We start from the raw sequence: 16926 nt of genomic DNA, 5'->3' as shown, positions 1-16926 counted from the left end.
CCGTCACCGTTACCGCTCACCGTCACCGCTCACCGGTTCGTCATGTCCATCGTCCATCAAGTGAGCTTGCCGCGGCAGCTAGTTGAGCCAAGAACAGCGCCTTTGCCAGGGTCAAATCCCGGCGGCGGCTGCCGGGCAGGGGGAGGCCCGCCATGCGGGCGACGGTGCGCGGCGCGGGCCTCGCCGCGGGGTGCGTGGCGAGGCAGGCGCTGACCAGGGGCAACAGCTCCGTCGGCAGGTCCGTCAGGTCAGGGTCCCCGCCTCCGGCGGGGAAGGGCTCGCGCCCCGTCGCCGCGAAGGCGACGACCGCTCCGAGGGAGAAGACGTCCGAGGGAGGTGTGGCCACTACTCCCTGTGCGGCCAGGAGCTCGGGCGCCGTGTATCCCGCCGCCCTTCCTGCCCCTCCCGCCCTTCCTGTCCCTCCCGCGCTTCCTGCCCGTCCCGCTCTTTTCGCCCCTCCCGCGTACCCGGCGGCCGTGCCGAAGCCGACGACGCGTGGGCCATCGGCGGCCATGAGCACGTTCGACGGCCGGAGGCCTCCGTGCACCAGCCCTGCCCGGTGAATGTCGTCCAGTGCCTCGGCGAGTGCGCTCGCCAGGGTGAACAGTTCCGCTGGTCCTGCTGGTCCCGTCGGTGTCGTGGCGAGTCGCGGCCCGTCGGCGTCCCGTACCCGCTCGGCGAGCGTCGGGCCGGGGACGTACTCCGTGGCCAGCCAGGGCGCCGCACCCTGCGGATCCGCGTCTACGAGCGCGGCGGTGCGCCGCCCCCGCACCGCGCCGATCGCGGGGAGCTCGCGGGCGAAGCGTCCACGGAACTCCTGGTCACGGGCCAGGCAGGGGTGCACCACCTTCAGGGCGACGGCACGCCCCGTCCCGTCGTGCGCGAGGAAGACCCGCCCGAGGCTCCCCTGCCCCAGCAGCGGCCCAGCCGCCCAGCGGCCGTACTTCCGCCGGTCCTGTCGGGCGGGCGACGTGTCCGGTGACGACGTGTCCGGTGAAGTGGCCACGCGTGACCCCCTGATGGTGTGGCCCGAATTCGACGCCGAGTGCCATGCCGACTTCCACGCCGACTTCCATCCCGAATTCAACGACTGGGACGCGCCCTTCGGGCGGCCCGGTTCCCGGACATCTCTTGACTGCCTCCACCGCACCCGCCTACATTGCTTCCATATAGCAGAACATACTTTCCACAATGCGGAAACAGAAGCTCACCGCGGGGCGCGACGGGAGCCGGATCCGCCAGCCGTATCCGTCAGCCGAATAGCTGATGAAGCTGTCGAAGCTGTTGTCGAAGCAGGAGAACCCCATGGCCCGTATGACCGCTGTCCGCGCGGCAGTCGAGATCCTCAAGCGCGAGGGCGTCACCAACGCGTTCGGTGTGCCCGGCGCGGCGATCAACCCGTTCTACAAGGCGCTCCAGGAGGGCGGTGGCATCGACCACACGCTCGCCCGGCACGTCGAGGGCGCCTCGCACATGGCCGAGGGATACACCCGGGCCAACCCCGGCAACATCGGCGTCTGCATCGGTACGTCGGGCCCTGCGGGCACCGACATGATCACCGGTCTGTACTCCGCGACCGGCGACTCGATCCCGATCCTCTGCATCACGGGCCAGGCGCCGACGCACCTGCTCCACAAGGAGGACTTCCAGGCCGTCGACATCGCCTCGATCGCCACGCCGGTCACGAAGATGGCCGTCACGGTCCTGGAGGCCGCGCAGGTCCCCGGCATCTTCCAGCAGGCCTTCCACCTGATGCGCTCGGGCCGCCCCGGTCCGGTCCTCATCGACCTGCCGATCGACGTCCAGCAGACCGAGATCGAGTTCGACATCGACACGTACGAGCCGCTGCCGGCCTACAAGCCGTCCGCGACCCGTGCCCAGATCGAGAAGGCGATCACCTTCCTGGTCGAGTCCGAGCGTCCGCTGATCGTCGCGGGCGGCGGCATCATCAACGCCGACGCCTCCGACCTCCTCGTCGAGTTCGCCGAGCTCACCAACACCCCGGTCGTGCCGACCCTGATGGGCTGGGGCACCATCCCCGACGACCACGACCTGAACGCGGGCATGGTCGGCCAGCAGACCGGCCACCGCTACGGCAACGCGACGTTCCTGGAGTCGGACTTCGTCCTCGGCATCGGCAACCGCTGGGCCAACCGTCATACCGGCTACAAGCTGGACGTGTACACCCAGGGCCGCAAGTTCGTGCACGTCGACATCGAGCCGACCCAGATCGGCAAGATCTTCGCGCCGGACTACGGAATCGCCTCCGACGCCAAGGTCGCCCTCGAACTCTTCGTCGAGGTGGCCAAGGAGCTCAAGGCCGCGGGCAAGCTGCCCGACCGCTCCCGGTGGGTCGCGTCCCACCTGGAGCGCAAGGAGACGCTCCAGCGCCGCACGCACTTCGACGACATCCCCATGAAGCCGCAGCGCGTCTACGAGGAGATGAACAAGGCCTTCGGCCCGGACACGCGGTACGTCACCACCATCGGCCTCTCGCAGATCGCGGGCGCCCAGATGCTGCACGTCTACAAGCCGCGCCACTGGATCAACTGCGGCCAGGCGGGCCCGCTCGGCTGGACGATCCCGGCCGCGCTCGGTGTCGCCACGGCGGACCGCGACACCCCCGTCGTCGCCCTCTCCGGCGACTACGACTTCCAGTTCATGATCGAGGAACTGGCGGTCGGTGCGCAGCACCGCATCCCGTACGTCCACGTCCTGGTGAACAACGCCTACCTGGGCCTGATCCGCCAGGCCCAGATCGGCCTGGACATCAACTTCCAGGTCAACCTGGAGTTCGAGAACCAGAACAGCCCGGAGCTCGGCGTCTACGGCGTCGACCACGTCAAGGTCGCCGAGGGCATGGGCTGCAAGGCCATCCGCGTCACCGACCCGAACGAACTGGGCGCCGCCTTCGAGCAGGCCAAGAAGCTGGCCCAGGAGCACCAGGTCCCGGTCGTCGTCGAGGCCATCCTGGAGCGCATCACCAACATCTCCATGAGCCCGACGGCCGACATCAGCGCGGTCAAGGAGTTCGAGGAGATCGCCACGGAGCCGGGCCACGCGCCCACCGCGATCCGGCCGTTGAAGGTCTGAATCGCCTGACGTAGTCCCTGACTTAGTCCTGGAGGGGCGGTCCACCCGGTGGGGTGGGCCGCCCCTTTGGCGCGTGCGGATTAGTGTGTGCGGATGGAATCGCTGGAGGGGCTGCGGGTCATGACCTGCGCGCACGTCGCGGAACTCGACGCCTGGCTGGACGAACACCACGACAGTGAGCCGGGTGCGTGGCTGCTGATCGCCAAGAAGGCGACGGGCGTGGCGTCGGTGACGTGGGGCGAAGTCGTCGACGTCGTCCTCTGCCACGGCTGGATCGATGGCCAGCGCAGGTCGCACGACGACGTGTACTTCCTTCAGAAGATCACCCGGCGCCGGCCGCGCGGCCTCTGGTCGAAGGTGAATGTCCAGAAGGCAGAGGCCCTGATCGCCGCCGGCCGCATGCGCGAGGCGGGCCTCGCGGAGGTGGCGGCGGCCAAGGCCGACGGGCGCTGGGAGGCGGCCTACGAGTCGCAGCGCAACGCCACGGTCCCGGACGACCTGGCGGCGGCCCTGGCGGCCAGCCCGGTGGCCCGTGAGACGTTCGAGGGCCTCACCAAGTCGGACCGGTACGTCGTGCTGCACCGCCTGATGACGGCGAAGACGCCCACCACGCGCGCCGCCAGGCTCGAACGGATGCTGGCCAAGCTGGCGTCGGGCGAGAAGGTGCGCTGAGCGGCGGGGGCCGCTCCACGGAACACCGGGTCGCGCACACAGAAGAGCCGCGCACAAAGAAGAGCCGCACACACAAGAGCCGCGCACACAGAAGAGCGCCGAGTACGGGACCGTCCGTACTCGGCGCTCTGGCTCTCTCGGCTGAACTGCCTTGCCGTCATGGAGAGTTGTTGCCGTCCGACCGCGCGCGACTGGCGGAACATGCATACGCGCTGCCGGACGGAGTCATCGGCTGGGACCGCGGCGGCTGCGAATGGCTCCGGGGTGCCTCTTCCCTCATGTCGAGAAGAGGGCCGCAGGGCCTTTACCACCGCACTGGCTCGCGGAGCCGCCACGGTCCTCGTCCGGCGCCCGGTGCACCACGGGACCACCCCTCATCCGGGTTCCGTGATGGCGCGGGCACAGCGCCGGGGAGCTGACCTCCCGTCAATTCCCCGACGCAGCTGGGGAGTTCTAGTCCTCGCGCAGGGCTCGGACGGCCTCCTCCACGCGCTTGCCGTACTCGGCGTCGGCGGCGTGGAAGTGGGCCAGGTTCTTCTCGATGACGTCGTCACGGCTGACCTGCGAGAGGCCGCCCGCGATGTTCGCCACCAGGCGGGACTGCTCCTCGGCCGACATCAGGCGGTACAGCTCGCCCGCCTGGAAGAAGTGGTCGTCCTTGGTGTGCAGCGGCGCCTCGTGCGTGCCGGTGTGGCCGTTGACGGCGAGCGGCGCGGAGAGGGCCTGGCCGGTCTCGACGGGGCCGTCGTACGAGTTGGGCTCGTAGTTCTTGCGGTCGCGGCCGTACGCGTTGGACGCCATCAGGCCGTCGCGGCCGTAGTTGTCCGCGGTCGTCGCCTTCGGCGCGTTCACCGCGAGCAGCGTGTGGTTGACGCCCAGGCGGTAGCGGTGCGCGTCCGCGTAGGCGAACAGGCGGCCCTGCAGCATCTTGTCGGGGGAGGGGCCGATGCCCGGAACGAAGTTGTTCGGGGAGAAGGCGGCCTGCTCGACCTCGGCGAAGACGTTGTCGGGGTTGCGGTCGAGGACCAGGCGGCCCACGCGCTGCAGCGGGTAGTCGCTGTGCGGCCACACCTTCGTCAGGTCGAAGGGGTTGAAGCGGTAGTCCGCCGCGTCCGCCGCGGGCATGATCTGCACGTGCAGCGTCCAGGACGGGTTCACGCCGCGCTCGATGGCCTGGAGCAGGTCCGTCTGGTGCGAGTTGGCGTCCTTGCCCGCGAGCTCGGCGGCCTGCTCCGACGACAGGCTGCGTACGCCCTGGTTCGTCTTGAAGTGGTACTTCACGAAGAAGGCCTCGCCCGCCTCGTTCGTCCACTGGTAGGTGTGCGAGCCGTAGCCGTTCATGTGGCGGTACGACGCGGGGATGCCGCGGTCACCCATCAGCCACGTCACCTGGTGCGTCGCCTCGGGGGCGTGCGCCCAGAAGTCCCAGACGTTGTCGGGCTCCTGCTTGCCCGTGAAGGGGTCGCGCTTCTGGGAGTGGATGAAGTCGGGGAACTTGATCGGGTCCTTGATGAAGAAGACCGGGGTGTTGTTGCCGACGAGGTCGTAGTTGCCGTCCTCGGTGTAGAACTTCAGCGCGAAGCCGCGCGGGTCACGGACCGCGTCCGCGCCGCCGAGGCTGTCGGCCACCGTGGAGAAGCGCAGGAACGTCTCGGTGCGCTTGCCGACGGTGTTCAGGAAGTCGGCCGAGGTGTACGCGGTGACGTCGTCGGTCACCTCGAAGTAGCCGTAGGCACCGGAACCGCGGGCGTGGACGACACGCTCCGGGATGCGCTCGCGGTTGAAGCGCGCGAGCTTCTCGAGGAGGTGCTGGTCCTGGAGGAGAAGCGGGCCACCGACGCCGGCGGTGGCGGAGTTCTGGTTGTCGGCGACGGGGGCGCCGGACTCGGTCGTGAGCACACGCTTCGACATGGTGGCGGGGTTGACCTTCCGTACGGACTACTGAAACTGCTGAGGTGACGCGAGCGTAAGTACGCCTGAACTGCTACGTCAACAGTTTGTTGAAGTTTTTGGGTGGGGCTTGTTCGGTTGTTTTTCGCTTGTTCCGCTGAGGCTTGAGTTCCGGACCGCGGCGACGCCTGGGCGCGACAGGACAGGTGTCAGCGCCGCCGCGGCCCGGAAGTTGAGGGAGCTCCCGGAGCCTCGTAAGGCTTCTCGGGGCTCGGCTTAGAGCTCGGCGCCCGAGAGGCGCTCGACGCCGCGAAGCAGCGCGGAGTGGTCGAGGCCGCCGTCGCCCTGCGTGCGCAGCGAGGCGACGAGCTGGGCGACCACGGCGCCGACCGGGAGCGAGGCACCGACATTGCGGGCGGCGTCGGTGACGATGCCCATGTCCTTGTGGTGCAGGTCGATCCGGAATCCGGGCTTGAAGTCGCGCTTGAGGAAGTTGTCCTTCTTGCGGGTCAGGACGGTCGAGCCCGCAAGCCCCCCGTTCAGGACGTCGAGGGCGGCGGTCAGGTCCACCCCGGACTTCTCCAGGAAGACGACTGCCTCGGCGCACGCCTGGATGTTCACGGCGACGATCAGCTGGTTGGCGGCCTTCACGGTCTGCCCCGAGCCGTGCGGACCGCACAGCACGATGGTCTTGCCGAGGGCGTCCAGAAGGGGCTTGGCCTCGTCGAAGTCGGCCTTCTCGCCGCCGACCATGATGGAGAGCACGGCCTCGATGGCACCGGCCTCGCCGCCCGAGACGGGGGCGTCAAGGACGCGGATGCCCTTGTCCTTGGCGGCCTTGGCCAGGTCCACGGAGGTCTGCGGGGTGATCGACGACATGTCGACGATCAGCGCGCCGGACCTCGCGTTCTCCAGGATGCCGTTCTCGCCGTAGGCAATGGCCTCGACCTGCGGGGACGCGGGCACCATCGTCACGACGACGTCGGCGTCCTTGACGGCCTCGGCGATCGACTTCGCGACGGTGCCGCCGGCGGCGGCGAGACGGTCCAGCTTGTCCTGCTCAAGGGTGAAGCCGGTGACGGAGTAACCAGCCTTGATCAGGTTCTCGGACATGGGGGACCCCATGATGCCGAGTCCGATCCACGCGATCTTGGGAAGGTTGCTCATGGTGGAGCCTTTCTGCAAAAAATACGGAGTTTCGGGGGTGGCGGGAAACGTCCGCCGCGAAGCGGCGGTCTAGTCCGCAGTCGGCAGCCAGCCGAACGCTTCGGCGCTGGGACGGTCCCCGGCCTTGTACTCCAGCCCGACGTACCCCTCGTAACCGGCCTTCCGGAGCTGATCGAGCAGCTCCTCCAGCGGAAGCGACCCCGTGCCCGGGGCCCCGCGGCCAGGGTTGTCGGCGATCTGCACGTGCGCGGTCTGGGCCACGTACCGATCGATGACGGCCGGCAGGTCCTCACCGTTCATGGACAGGTGGTACAGGTCCATGAGGAACTTCGCGTTACCGAGTCCGGTGGCGGAGTTCACCTTGTCCACCACGGCGATCGCCGCGTCCGCGCTGACGATCGGGCAGCGCGGCGACTCGGGCTTGTTCAGGGCCTCGATCAGCAGCACCGCGCCCACGCGGTCGGCCTCGCGTGCCGCCAACACCAGGTTCTCCAGGGCGAGTTCGTCCTGGACCGCGGGGGTCACGCCCTCCAGTCGGTTGCCGTACAGCGCGTTGAGCGCCTTGCAGCCGAGGGACTTGGCGAAGTCCGCGGCCACCGGGAGGTTCGCGCGGAACTTCTCGCTCTCCTCGCCCGGAATCGACAGGGCGCCGCGGTCCGGTCCCGGCAGCTGACCGGCGTAGAAGTTCAGACCCACCAGCTCTACGCCGGCGTCCGTGATCGCGGCCCGCAGGGCGTCGAGCTCGGACTGCTCGGGGGTGGGGGCGTCGACCCAGGGCCACCACAGCTCGACCGCGGTGAAGCCCGCCGCGGCGGCGGCCGCGGGGCGCTCCAGGAGCGGGAGTTCCGTGAAGAGGATCGACAGGTTCACATTGAAGCGCTGGTCGGAGTATCCCATGGGGCTTCCGCGCTCCTTCCGTATAGCGGAAGTTAATTTCTGTCTGATGGAAGATTGCCGTCGGGGATCCGCCCTTGTCAAGAGGGGGCTGCCGGAAAATCGCCACGCCCACCCGTCGCCCGGCCACCACCCCTCATCGAGGCGCTGTCGCGCCGCACCTGTTGGTCGGTAGGTTGAGCGCGTGCGATTGAGAGTGGAGTTCACGACCGAACCCTTCGACCTGGACGAGGCGCCCGCCCACGCCGTGGTGGCCCGCGACGTCATCCAGGGGGCCGACCTCGACGCCGTGGACGTCGGCCCCTTCGGCAATACCGCGGAGGGCGGCGCCGACGAGGTCCTGACCGCCGTGGACGCGCTGCTGCGCCAGGCCCTGGAGGCGGGCGCGACCCGTGTCTCGCTCCAGGTGAACGTGCTCGGAGAGTCGGGGGAGGTCATCGAATGACCGGAGACGGAGACGGCCGCGACCCCTTCGTGGCGGCCGTCAAGCCGCTCGTGGACGCCATGGGCGGCGAAATGGTGCCCCCCGACCAGGCGGGCGCCGACGACGTCGTCCTGGCCTGGGAGGGGCAGGACGTGATCGCCGTACGCCTGCCGCAGCTCGCCGACTCCCTCGACCACATCCTGCTCGCCCTGGAGCGCAAGCGCGGGATGCCGCTGTCGGATCTCGACCGCAAGGCCAAGCAGGAAGTCGTGCGGATACTCGAGGCGCGAGGCGCCTTCGCCGTACGGCACGGAGTGGAGACAGTCGCCGGCGCGCTCGGTGTCTCACGGTTCACTGTGTACAACTACCTCAACCGCTCCACCTGACCTGCCGGGTAAGCCCCAGGTCAGAGCGGTGCCGAAGGCCACCGTCCGTTAACCGGACGGTGGCCTTTGTTACTCGAAGTTTTCAACAAAGTGTTGACGTGGTGTTTCGGCTGGCGTTAGCTATCCGCAGCCCGTCCAGCACAAGGCCCTATGGCCACGGAGGCACCCGTGACTTCGAGCTCGACGCCGGGCCCAGCCCGGTTCAACGCCTTGACGGAGAGCGCGGCCACCGCCGCCCTCCACGAGGCCTGCGCCTCATCGGCCTGGGGAAGCAAACTGCTCTCCCAGCGCCCTTTCCCCACCGCCGAAGCCCTCTTCGCCGCCAGTGACGCCGCCATGGCCGAGCTGACCGCCGAGGATCTGGCCGAGGCGATGGCCGGGCATCCGCCGATCGGCCGCCCGAAGCCCGGGGACCCCACGTCGTCCCGCGAACAGCGCGGCATGGCGGGGGCCTCCGAGGAGCTCAAGGCCGAGATGCTCGAACTGAACCTGGCCTACCAGGACCGGTTCGGACATGTCTTTCTGATCTGCGCCACCGGAGCCACCGGTGAGCAGATGCGCGACGCGATGAAGGCACGGATCGGCAACACGGCCGAGGCGGAGCGCGAAATCGTGCGCACCGAACTCGGGAAGATCAACCGCATCCGGCTGGCCCGTCTCGTAGCAGCAGAAGAGGACAACGACTGATGAGCACTGACACCACCGCCTCGGTGTCCACGCACATCCTGGACACCAGCGTCGGACGCCCCGCCGAGGGCGTCGCCATCTCGCTCACCGCCCGCAGCGGCCGTGACGCCGAGTGGGTGGCGCTCGGCGGCTCCGCGACCGACGCGGACGGGCGCTGCAAAGACCTCCCGGCCCTGCCGGAGGGCACCACACACGTGCGACTCGACTTCGAGGTCGAGGCGTACTTCTCCAAAAACCAGCACAGCGAAAACCAGCACAGCGACAAGAAGCAAGCCGAGGCGCAGCAGGACGCCCCCCGCGTAAGGGACAGCGGTGCGTTCTTCCCGGAGGTGGCGATCACGTTCGCCGTCAACCCGGGCGAGCACTATCACGTACCGCTGCTGCTCAACCCGTTCGGCTACTCCGTTTACCGAGGGAGCTAGCAGACATGCCCACGATTCTCGGCCAGAACCAGTACGGCAAAGCAGAGAACCGCGTCGTCAAGATCACGCGGGACGGCGACACCCATCACATCAAGGACCTGAACGTCTCGGTCGCGCTCTCCGGCGACATGGAGGACGTCCACTACTCCGGCTCGAACGCCAACGTCCTGCCGACGGACACCACCAAGAACACGGTGTACGCGTTCGCCAAGGAGTACGGCATCGAGTCCGCCGAGCAGTTCGGCATCCACCTGGCCCGGCACTTCGTGACGTCCCAGGAGCCGATCAAGGTCGCGCGGATCCGCATCGAGGAGTACTCCTGGGAGCGCATCGCGACCTCGGACAACAACTCCAAGTTCATCGGCTCGGACGAGGTCAACCACTCCTTCGCCCGCAAGGGCCAGGAGCTGCGCACCACGCAGATCACCTTCGACGGTGAGAACTGGGAGATCATCTCCGGGCTCAAGGACCTCACGGTCATGAACTCCACCAACTCGGAGTTCTGGGGCTACGTCAAGGACAAGTACACGACGCTGAAGGAGGCGTACGACCGCATCCTGTGCACCGACGTCTCCGCCGCCTGGCGTTACAACTGGACCAGCGACGCGGACCGGATGCCCAACTGGGAGAAGTCGTACGCGCAGGCCAAGAAGCACATCCTGCAGGCCTTCGCCGAGACGTACTCCCTCTCGCTGCAGCAGACCCTCTACCAAATGGGTTCGCGCGTCATCAACAGCCGCAGCGAGATAGACGAGATCCGCTTCTCGCTGCCGAACAACCACCACTTCCTGGTGGACCTCGAGCCCTTCGGTCTCAAGAACGACAACGAGGTCTACTTCGCGGCGGACCGCCCCTACGGCCTGATCGAGGCCACGGTTCTCAGGGACGGGGTCCAGCCGAAGATCCCGGTCGACATGACCAACCTCTGACGCGGGACGCGCGCCCCCGCCCGTCCGCAGCGGACGGGGGCGCGCCACACCGGAGGGAACAGCAGCAATGGCACACCCTGCAAAAGGGTCTGAGAAAGGCCCGTGTTCCACCCCATCGGACATAGCCGACGGCGAGTCAACTCCCGTCTGCCATCCGGTGGATGAGAAGCTCCACCCCTCACGCCTCGTCCCCGCCGCGCTCCAGCACATCGCCGCCATGTACGCGGGTGTCGTCACTCCGCCGCTGATCATCGGCCAGGCCTGTGGTCTGGACACGGTCGCGCAGACGCGCCTCATCGCCGCGAGCCTGCTGATCGCCGGACTCGCCACGATCCTCCAGACGCTCGGCGTCAAGGGGTTCGTCGGCAACCGGCTCCCCTTCGTGAACGCCGCGTCGTCCGCGGGCATCGCGCCCATCCTCGCCATTGCCGAGAACAGCGCCAAAGGCCATCAACTCACCTCCATCTACGGCGCGGTGATGGTCGCGGGCGTCTTCTGCCTCGCGGTGGGCCCGTTCTTCGGGCGCCTCCTGCGCTTCTTCCCGCCGCTCGTCACCGGCGTCGTCATCACGCTCATCGGCGTGACGCTGATGCCCGTGCCCGTCACCTGGGCGCAGGGCGGCGACAAGACCGCCGCCGACTTCGGCGCCATGAAGTACCTCGCGCTCGCCGCCTTCACGCTCGCGGTGATCCTCGTCTTCCAGCGCTTCGGACGCGGCTTCCTCAAGCAAGTCGCCCTGTTGCTGGGCCTGTTCATCGGAACGCTCGCCGCGATCCCGTTCGGGATGGCCGACTTCAGCGCCATCAAGTCGGCGCCGGTGGCGGCGCTCCCGACGCCCTTCGCCTTCGGTGCCCCGGAGTTCCAGCCCGCCGCGATCCTCTCGCTCTGCATCGTGATGCTGGTCCTGATGACGGAGTCGTCGGCCGGCATGCTCGCCCTGGGCGAGATCTGCGACCGCAAGAGCGACGGCAGGACCATCACCCGCGGCCTGCGCACGGACGGCATCGCGACACTCATCGGCCCGGTCTTCGGCGGTTTTCCCACCTCGGCCTTCGCGCAGAACGTCGGCGTCGTCTCCCTGACACGTGTCCGCAGCCGCTATGTCGTGGCCGTCGCGGGCGGCGCGCTCATCGTGCTCGGTGCCTTCCCGATGCTGGGCGCGGTCGTCAGCCTCGTACCGATGCCGGTCCTCGGCGGCGCGGGCATCGTCCTCTTCGGCTCCATCGCGGTGAGCGGCATCCGTACGCTCTCCGAGGCGGGCCTCGACGACAGCTCCAACATCATCCTGGTGGCCGTCGCGCTCGGAGCGGGCATCATCCCGCTCGCCGCGCCCACCTTCTACGCCGAATTCCCGGCCTGGGCGCAGACCGTCCTCGGCTCCGGAATCAGTGCGGGAGCGCTGACCGCGGTCCTGCTCAACCTGTTCTTCAACCATCTCGGCACCCGCAGCCCCGCGGCCGCGGCACTCAAATCTTCCTAGGGTCATGCCGTGCCCACATCGCCACTCACCGAAGAAGGAAGAAGCACCATGGCAGCACCGGCAGACCTTCAGCGCATCGTCATCGAGAACTGTGCCATCGCGACCGTCGACGCCGACGACACCGAGTACGCATCGGGGTACGTCGTCGTCGCGGGCAACAAGATCGAGTCCATCGGCGCCGGAAAGGCCCCCGAGGGCCTTCAGAACGTCGTACGCCGCGTGGACGGGACCGGTCACCTCGTGACCCCCGGCCTGGTCAACACGCACCACCACTTCTACCAGTGGATCACCCGTGGCCTCGCCACCGACCACAACCTCTTCAACTGGCTCGTCGCGCTCTACCCGACGTGGGCGCGCATCGACGAGCAGATGGTGAAGGCGGCGGCGCAGGGTTCGCTCGGCATGATGGCCCGCGGCGGTGTCACCACCGCGATGGACCACCATTACGTCTTCCCGAAGGACTCCGGCGACCTCTCCGGCGCCATCATCGGCGCGGCGAGCGACATGGGTGTCCGCTTCACCCTCGCCCGCGGCTCCATGGACCGCAGCGTCAAGGACGGCGGCCTGCCGCCGGACTTCGCCGTCGAGACCCTCGAAGGCGCGCTCGCCGCGACCGCCGCCACGGTCGACAAGCACCACGACGCCTCCTTCGACGCGATGACCCAGGTCGCCGTCGCTCCTTGCTCCCCGTTCTCGGTGTCGACCGAACTCATGAAGCAGGGCGCCGAGTTGGCCCGCTCCAAGGGTGTACGTCTGCACACCCACGGCAGTGAGACCGTCGAGGAGGAGCAGTTCTGCAAGGAACTGTTCGGCATGGGCCCCACCGACTACTTCGAGTCGACGGGCTGGCTCGGTGACGACGTGTGGATGGCGCACTGCGTCCACATGAACGACTCCGACATCGCCGCGTTCGCCCGCACGGGTACGGGAGTCGCGCACTGCCCCTCCTCCAACGCCCGCCTGGCGGCCGGTATCGCCCGCGTCCCCGACATGCTCAAGGCGGGTGTCCCGGTCGGCCTCGGCGTCGACGGCACCGCGTCCAACGAGTCCGGCGAACTCCACACCGAGCTGCGTAACGCACTCCTCATCAACCGACTCGGCGCACACCGCGAAGCGGCCCTGAACGCCCGTCAGGCCCTGCGGCTCGGCACCTTCGGCGGCGCCCAAGTCCTCGGCCGCTCCTCGCAGATCGGGTCGCTCGAGCCGGGCAAGCTCGCCGACCTGGTCCTCTGGAAGATCGACGGCATCGGGCACTCCTCGATCGCCGACCCGGTGACCGCCATCGTCTTCGGCGCGGCGGCCCCGGTCACGCTCTCCCTCGTCAACGGCCGACCGATCGTCGAGGACGGCCGCCTGCTGCACGTCGACGAGGACGCCATCGCCCGCTCCGCGCGGGACGAGGCGCAGCGCCTCGCGCGGCTCTCCGCCGAGGCCTGACCCCAAGAACTCCGGTCAGGGGGGACGGCCCTTGACCGGACTTGAGCAGCCGAGCGGGTTGCTCAAGTGCCGCCCCGGAACGTGGCCCAAAGCTTCACGTTCCCGGGGCGGTCAGTAATACCTGGGCGCACACCACAACTTCACACCGAGCAAGCCCTTGCACCACGCACCACCTCCCAGAAGCGAAAAGTGCCGGCAACGCCGCCCGTACTGGAAAACAACCGGAGGAGCCACAGTGGCCACTCAGCCCAGGTTCACCAAGCAAGGCACCACCCCAGGCACCACTCCAGACCCATCCGATTCCGACGGCGAAAGCGCCATACGTCAGGTGGACGAAATCCACCCCGTCGACCAGAAGCTCCCCCCGCTCAAGATGGCGACGACCGGCCTCCAGCACGTGGCGGCCATGTACGCGGGTGTCGTCGCCCCGCCGCTCATCGTGGGCGCGGCGATCGGCCTCTCGCCGAAGGAACTCACCTTCCTGACCGGCGCCTGTCTGTTCACCGCGGGCCTCGCCACCTTCCTCCAGACGCTCGGCATCTGGAAGATCGGCGCCCGTCTGCCCTTCGTCAACGGCGTCACCTTCGCGGGCGTCGCCCCCATGCTCGCGGTCGTCGACTCGACCGACAACAAGGACAACGCGCTACCGATCATCTTCGGCGCGGTCATCGTCGCGGGCGTACTCGGCTTCATCGCGGCGCCGTTCTTCTCGAAGCTGGTCCGCTTCTTCCCGCCGGTGGTGACCGGCACGGTCATCACGCTCATCGGCATCTCGCTCATGCCGGTGGCCTTCGGCTGGGCACAGGGGCCAGTACCGGGCGCCGACGACTACGGCTCGATGAAGAACCTGGGCCTTGCGGGCATCACGCTCGTGATCGTCCTGCTCCTGCGCCGCTTCACCACGGGCTTCGTCAAGCAGATCGCCGTGCTCCTGGGCCTCATCGTCGGCACGCTCATCGCGATCCCGTTCGGCGTGACGGACTTCAGCCCGGTCGGCGACGCGGACATCGTCGGCTTCCCGACGCCGTTCCACTTCGGCGCCCCGCAGTTCGCGGCGGCGGCGATCGTCTCCCTCTGTGTCGTCATGGTGGTCTCGATGACCGAGTCCACCGCGGACATGCTGGCGCTCGGCGAGATCGTCGGCCGTCCCGCCGACGAGAAGACCATCGCGGCCGGTCTGCGCGCCGACACCCTCGGCTCTGCGCTCAGCCCACTCTTCAACGGCTTCATGTGCAGCGCGTTCGCGCAGAACATCGGCCTGGTCGCGATGACGAAGATCCGCAGCCGGTACGTCGTCGCCGTGGGCGGCGGTTTCCTGGTCCTGATGGGCCTGTGCCCGATGGCCGCCTCGCTCATCGCCGTCGTACCGCGTCCGGTGCTCGGTGGCGCGGGTGTCGTCCTCTTCGGCTCGGTCGCGGCGAGCGGCATCCAGACCCTGGTCAAGGCCAACCTGGAGCGCGACAACAACGTCCTGATCGTGGCCGTGTCCCTCGCCGTGGGCCTCATCCCGATCGCGGCGCCGGAGTTCTACCACGCGTTCCCGGAGACCGCGAAGATCATCCTCGACTCGGGCATCTCCACGGGCTGTGTCGCGGCCGTACTGCTCAACCTCGTCTTCAACCACATCGGCAAACGAGGTGAGGACGACGACGTGACCAACCCGATGGAGCCCGGGGGAGAAATCGCTGAACAGAGGGTGCACGAAGAGTCTTCCCCGGCGGGGGCCCACTGACGTAACGTGCGTGACGCCGCCCGCATCGCGGAAGTTACTTTCCAGTCGGATTAAAGGTCGATCCCGCCGCGCGCCTCGTGAACTCCCGCGCGACGGGCCCGACTTCCGGCGTCACGCACACGGAAGAAGCGCCACCCATGAGTTCTCAGCCCCGCCCCGCCGAGAAGGCCGCACCTGCCGCCCCGGCCCCTGAGGTTCATCCCGAGGTTCATCCGGTCGACGAGATCCTGCCGCCGGGCCGGATGCTCGTCGCAAGCCTCCAGCACGTCGCCTCCATGTACGCGGGCGCCGTGTCGGTCCCGCTGGTCGTGGCTGTCGCAGCCAAGATGTCGCCGGGGGACACGGCCGTACTCATGGGCGGCAGCCTCCTGATGGCGGGCATAGCCACGCTGCTCCAAACCCTCGGCATCGGAAACTTCATCGGCTCCCGCCTGCCCTTCGTCAACGGAGTCTCGTTCGCGGGCGTCGGCGTCATGCTGACGATCATCACGACACAGGGCGGCGTAGAGGCGGGGATGCCCGTCGTCTTCGGGGCGATCATCGTCTCAAGTCTCTTCGGTTTCCTGGTCAGTTCGTACTTCTCACGCCTGGTCCGTTTCTTCCCGCCGGTGGTGACGGGCTCGGTCATCACCCTGATCGGCGTCTCGCTCATCCCCGTCGCGTACGACTGGATAGTGGACGACTCGTCGACGGGCACCCCGGAGCCGGGCAGCATCGGCCTTGCCGGGGCGACCGTCCTGGTCATGCTCCTGCTCCAGCGCTTCACGCACGGCTTCCTCAAGCAGATCAGCATGCTCTTCGCCATGATCTTCGGAGCGCTGCTCGCCATCCCGATGGGCCTGGCCGACTTCTCCAAGCTCGATGACGCGGCCCTGGTCGGCATCCCCTCGCCGCTCCACTTCGGCGCGCCCGAGTTCAACATCCCCGCCATCATCTCGATGTGCGTCGTGATGCTGGTGATCCTCACCGAGTCGACCGCCGACATGATCGCCCTCGGTAAGATCGTCGACAAGGAGGTCGACGAGAAGACCATCGCCCGCGGCCTACGAGCCGACGCGCTCGGCTCCGCCCTGAGCCCCCTGTTCAACGCCTTCCACGCGAGCGCGTTCGCACAGAACATCGGCCTGGTCGTCATCTCCAAGGTGCGCAGCCGCTTCGTGGTGGCGCTCAGCGGCGCCATCCTGGTCCTGATCGGCCTCAGCCCCGCAGCGGCGGCGCTGATCTCGGTCGTCCCCATGCCGGTCCTGGCAGCCGTCAGTCTCTTCCTCTTCGGCTCCATCGCGGTCAGCGGCATCCAGACACTGCTCCAGGCGGACCTGCACAGGGGCGACAACGCCTTGATCGTCGTGGTCACCCTCGGCGCGGGCCTGGCCCCCGCACTCTCGGACGGCTTCTACGACGCGTTCCCGGCCTGGGCGCAGATCGTTCTCGGATCGGGGATCTCCACGGGGTGCTTGCTCGCCGTGGCGCTGAACCTGGTCTTCAACCACATGGGCAGCAAGGCGAGTTCGGTCGATGAGTCCGATCCGGAGCCCGCGATCACGCACTGAGCCGAGTGGAAGGGTTCCGAGTGGAGGGGCTCCGAGTGGAGGGGGTCCGAGTGGAGGGGGTCCGAGTGGAGGGGGTCCGAGTGGAGGGGCTCCGAGTGGAGGGGGGTGGGGCGCGGGAATCCGACGTCACCCTCGCCGTGGTGGGGCGCGGGAATCCGACGTC

General features: G+C 68.2%; 15 protein-coding genes. 11 read left to right on the top strand and 4 right to left on the bottom strand.

Features of this window, described 5'->3' with window-relative positions:
* Positions 1 to 40 precede the first annotated feature (40 nt).
* Positions 41 to 1006 carry a protein kinase domain-containing protein gene (locus ACZ5CR_RS32515; protein WP_468864075.1) on the bottom strand — a complete coding sequence of 322 codons (966 nt, stop codon included), beginning with the start codon at positions 1004 to 1006 and terminating at the stop codon, positions 41 to 43.
* A 299-nt stretch (positions 1007 to 1305) separates the two neighbouring features.
* Here ACZ5CR_RS32515 and gcl point away from each other — a divergent pair, with 299 nt between their 5' ends.
* Together gcl and ACZ5CR_RS32505 are read left to right on the top strand one after the other, a co-directional pair.
* On the top strand, positions 1306 to 3093 hold the full coding sequence (gene gcl, locus ACZ5CR_RS32510; protein ID WP_468864156.1) for a glyoxylate carboligase: 1788 nt from the start codon (positions 1306 to 1308) through the stop codon (positions 3091 to 3093).
* A 93-nt stretch (positions 3094 to 3186) separates the two neighbouring features.
* Complete coding sequence (locus ACZ5CR_RS32505; RefSeq protein WP_468864073.1) at positions 3187 to 3765, top strand: YdeI/OmpD-associated family protein; 579 nt, start codon at positions 3187 to 3189, stop codon at positions 3763 to 3765.
* Between the two features lie 453 nt (positions 3766 to 4218).
* On the opposite strand, the gene ACZ5CR_RS32500 is transcribed toward ACZ5CR_RS32505, so the two are convergent.
* From ACZ5CR_RS32500 to ACZ5CR_RS32490, 3 genes are all read right to left on the bottom strand, one after another.
* Complete coding sequence (locus ACZ5CR_RS32500; protein WP_468864071.1) at positions 4219 to 5676, bottom strand: catalase; 1458 nt, start codon at positions 5674 to 5676, stop codon at positions 4219 to 4221.
* 255 nt (positions 5677 to 5931) lie between these two features.
* Positions 5932 to 6822 carry a 2-hydroxy-3-oxopropionate reductase gene (locus ACZ5CR_RS32495; RefSeq protein WP_468864068.1) on the bottom strand — a complete coding sequence of 297 codons (891 nt, stop codon included), beginning with the start codon at positions 6820 to 6822 and terminating at the stop codon, positions 5932 to 5934.
* Positions 6823 to 6891: 69 nt separating this feature from the next.
* Positions 6892 to 7719 (bottom strand): TIM barrel protein, encoded by an 828-nt coding sequence (locus ACZ5CR_RS32490; protein WP_468864066.1) that lies wholly within the window; start codon positions 7717 to 7719, stop codon positions 6892 to 6894.
* A 181-nt stretch (positions 7720 to 7900) separates the two neighbouring features.
* Between ACZ5CR_RS32490 and ACZ5CR_RS32485 the strand changes: the two genes are divergently transcribed.
* The 9 genes from ACZ5CR_RS32485 (at position 7901) to ACZ5CR_RS32445 (ending at position 16763) form a co-directional block, all read left to right on the top strand.
* The gene (locus ACZ5CR_RS32485; RefSeq protein WP_389901044.1) at positions 7901 to 8161 is read left to right on the top strand and encodes a YkoF family thiamine-binding protein; all 261 of its coding nucleotides are present in this window, start codon (positions 7901 to 7903) and stop codon (positions 8159 to 8161) included.
* On the top strand, positions 8158 to 8526 hold the full coding sequence (locus ACZ5CR_RS32480) for a helix-turn-helix domain-containing protein (protein WP_468864064.1): 369 nt from the start codon (positions 8158 to 8160) through the stop codon (positions 8524 to 8526). Before ACZ5CR_RS32485 ends, ACZ5CR_RS32480 begins: the two co-directional genes overlap by 4 nt.
* 168 nt (positions 8527 to 8694) lie before the next feature.
* Positions 8695 to 9213, top strand: coding sequence for a 2-oxo-4-hydroxy-4-carboxy-5-ureidoimidazoline decarboxylase (gene uraD / locus ACZ5CR_RS32475; protein WP_468864063.1), 519 nt, complete (start codon positions 8695 to 8697; stop codon positions 9211 to 9213).
* Entirely contained in the window at positions 9213 to 9635 is a 423-nt protein-coding gene (gene uraH, locus ACZ5CR_RS32470) for a hydroxyisourate hydrolase (RefSeq protein ID WP_468864061.1), read from the top strand. The genes uraD and uraH overlap by 1 nt, the downstream gene beginning before the upstream one ends.
* A gap of 5 nt (positions 9636 to 9640) precedes the next feature.
* On the top strand, positions 9641 to 10564 hold the full coding sequence (gene pucL, locus ACZ5CR_RS32465; RefSeq protein ID WP_468864059.1) for a factor-independent urate hydroxylase: 924 nt from the start codon (positions 9641 to 9643) through the stop codon (positions 10562 to 10564).
* Positions 10565 to 10631: 67 nt separating this feature from the next.
* Positions 10632 to 12044, top strand: a complete 1413-nt coding sequence (locus ACZ5CR_RS32460) for a nucleobase:cation symporter-2 family protein (protein ID WP_468864058.1) — start codon at positions 10632 to 10634, stop codon at positions 12042 to 12044.
* Between the two features lie 48 nt (positions 12045 to 12092).
* The gene (locus ACZ5CR_RS32455; protein ID WP_468864056.1) at positions 12093 to 13481 is read left to right on the top strand and encodes an 8-oxoguanine deaminase; all 1389 of its coding nucleotides are present in this window, start codon (positions 12093 to 12095) and stop codon (positions 13479 to 13481) included.
* Positions 13482 to 13854: 373 nt separating this feature from the next.
* Positions 13855 to 15213: a nucleobase:cation symporter-2 family protein gene (locus ACZ5CR_RS32450; RefSeq protein ID WP_468864154.1), complete on the top strand. Its 1359-nt coding sequence runs from the start codon at positions 13855 to 13857 to the stop codon at positions 15211 to 15213.
* Between the two features lie 137 nt (positions 15214 to 15350).
* Complete coding sequence (locus ACZ5CR_RS32445; protein ID WP_468864054.1) at positions 15351 to 16763, top strand: nucleobase:cation symporter-2 family protein; 1413 nt, start codon at positions 15351 to 15353, stop codon at positions 16761 to 16763.
* Positions 16764 to 16926: the final 163 nt, after the last annotated feature.

It is taken from the genome of Streptomyces sp. NPDC031274, assembly GCF_055570235.1.
The sequence above is the reverse complement of the archived record's forward strand: the minus strand, read 5'-3'. Positions and strand labels throughout refer to the sequence as shown.